We start from the raw sequence: 2453 nt of genomic DNA, 5'->3' as shown, positions 1-2453 counted from the left end.
TAAGCAGATAGGTTATAGTGATGAAAGTGGTTTTGCTCATGATATGCCAAGAACGCAGGGGTACTTTGATAAAGGCAAGCGGTGTTATGGCTCTCATGACTGGGGGGAAACAAATCCCATAGGCGCTTTAATTGGCAAATACAAATATCAATTGCAATTGGTTTGAATCTGGCTTACAAAGGGGGGTACTTCTTGAGTGCAGCAGATTTTATTACCAAACCTTCAAAAAGAAAGCGGTAGTGTTATGGATAACGCCAATTTCCATAAAGGGAAAGCTATGCAAAATATACCATAGTTTGCTTTATTTGCCTCATTATTCTCCAGATCTTAATCTTATTGAGAAAAAGTGGGCCTAAGCAAAACATATAAGAAGAACAGTACCTTGTTCAATTGATCTCTTATTTCAATTCCATCTTTCGCAATCTTTTTATACTGATTTAGCTATAGATATAAAAAAATGAATTTCACATCATAAAAATTTTAGTTCTAGCCCATTTGGATATGAAAAAGTACATTAATTTCTTAGTGCTGTTCGTGTAAATAACGATGAGAAAGATGAGAAAGAAATTAATTCAGATATTCGTGAAGATAAAAAATATAATACCACCGATGCTTAACAGATTGCATAAATTTTTTAATTCTTTAATTAACACCTTTAATTAAAAATTGACATCCATAAAGCGAAATTATCTTGTATTCACCGAACTCAAATTTAATAAAAGAAGTTAACAAAGGAAAGGTTGAGCAATAAAGGCGAGAAATAAAATATAAAAATCGTTTAATTTCATCGCCTTATTCTTTAAATACGCATTTTCAACTTAAAAAAATAAAAAAGGATCTTTATTATTGAACGCAGCGGATCCTAACAAAAGTTATCATAGAACCTCATCTTGTGTGGAATGCTTCAAAAAAAGGTTGTTTGCTTGTTCTTCACTCATATGCTGTATAAAAACATTAGACTTCTTCGTGTAATTTTCCCCACATATTGATAGACACCTCCACGCGATCTCGTGCTTTAGTTCTCTGTTAATAGTTTGCAATGCAAGCTCGTTGTCTTCAGGGTACGCGGCGTTATTGAAGGAAACAACAGATCTCAAAAAACGCCATCTTTCACTTTCTTGATTGCCAGGCAAGGGTAAGTTAGTTAAATCTGACACGACCTGTTCAAATTGAGAGAGTTTTGTTGTGGCATTTGGATCCTTTCTTAATCTTTTCTCTACATCAGTATCGGTATTTGCCATTTTAGGAGCAGGATCATTGCTAGAATCTGAATCGTAATAAAAAGCTGTAAATACTATACTTCGAAGCGCCTTTCTTCTTTCATCTCCTCTTATGCGACGCACCCCGGATGCAACAACATCTTTTGCTTTTTTTATATTTTTACTGCATTCTGAACCGATTTTCCCAATAAACCCACCAGCAGAACAAGTGGTATTTGCTACCATAAAAAAAGTAAACGCATAATTTATTTTTTTCATTTTAAAAAATCCAAATTTGTTAAAATTCTATCTCCCAGACCGTACCATAGTATTAACAAAAATTCAATAGGTTGATATTTTACAGCTAATCCCGTATAAAAATTCACACCCGATGAAGGCTGGGCAATTGACCGATAGAGCAAATCAGTGAATCGTCTAATCTCTACGGGATTGAAATCTGCAGAATAAGAGGAAAGAGAAAGTAAATTATGTCCAGAATTTTGGATTTTTTGCGTATCTTTTCTTTTGTGGAATTTAGAGTTATCCGTGACAAATCCCCTTTATGCATGAATGCTAGGAAGCACGTATACTTTCTAAATAAATACATAATATTCACCAAGCCTATTAACACTCCTATCCCAATTAAAAATAGAGCCTAGCAAAGCAATTCTATCTCCTTTTTTGTACCTGTTCTACTTTTTGCACTCCAATCTTTGGGGAGAGTCCATGCATGTTTGATACTGTGAGTTAATCGACTTTCATCAATACAAACAATCGTCCGTCCTTCTTTTTTTTAGTTTACCTATTTTTTGATAAAATTTAGATCTTTTGATTCTGGATTTTTTCGGATAATTTAGAAGTTTTATACGTGATTTTTGTCCTGATTTTTTTCCGTTTCATTACTTCATGAAGATTTATTACTCACATTTATTCTTTTTGCTCGTTCATAAATATAATAATTTAGGTTGAATTGGGTATGTTTTTTTTGTTAAAATAAAAGGAAAATGATAAAGAGCTACAGCAACGATTTAAGACAAAGGGGAATAGAATATTTAGATGAGGGGGGCAGGTATATTGAAGCATCGCACCCATTTAAAATAAGTGTATCAGCGATAGGAAGGTGGCATAGAAAATTGGCATAGAAAATGCAGACAAGAAGGCAGGTATTTTCCTAAAAACGTGGTGGCTCAGAAAAAAAGATTGACTTAGAAAAGCTTGAAAAGTAAGTCAAAGAAAACCAAGATATGACCTTGA

The 2453-nt window shown here is 33.5% G+C and carries 2 protein-coding genes; one reads left to right on the top strand and one right to left on the bottom strand.

Features of this window, described 5'->3' with window-relative positions; all coding sequences use genetic code 11:
• Positions 1-875: 875 nt before the first annotated feature.
• The gene (locus tag K737_RS01820; RefSeq protein ID WP_006303969.1) at positions 876-1478 is read right to left on the bottom strand and encodes a hypothetical protein; all 603 of its coding nucleotides are present in this window, start codon (positions 1476-1478) and stop codon (positions 876-878) included.
• A 725-nt stretch (positions 1479-2203) separates the two neighbouring features.
• On the opposite strand from K737_RS01820, the gene K737_RS07595 reads away from it, so the two are divergent.
• Entirely contained in the window at positions 2204-2341 is a 138-nt protein-coding gene (locus K737_RS07595; protein WP_075260310.1) for an IS630 transposase-related protein, read from the top strand.
• Positions 2342-2453 lie beyond the last annotated feature (112 nt).

The organism is Holospora undulata HU1 (genome assembly GCF_000388175.3).
Classification (GTDB): domain Bacteria; phylum Pseudomonadota; class Alphaproteobacteria; order Holosporales; family Holosporaceae; genus Holospora; species Holospora undulata_A.
Note: the sequence above shows the minus strand (reverse complement) of the source record. Positions and strands in the feature narration are given on the sequence as shown.

Excerpts from the sequence above, each read along its gene's own strand:
- K737_RS01820 (WP_006303969.1), bottom strand. The coding sequence starts at position 1,478 with ATGAAAAAAATAAATTATGCGTTTACTTTTTTTATGGTAGCAAATACC.
- K737_RS07595 (WP_075260310.1), top strand. The coding sequence starts at position 2,204 with ATGATAAAGAGCTACAGCAACGATTTAAGACAAAGGGGAATAGAATAT.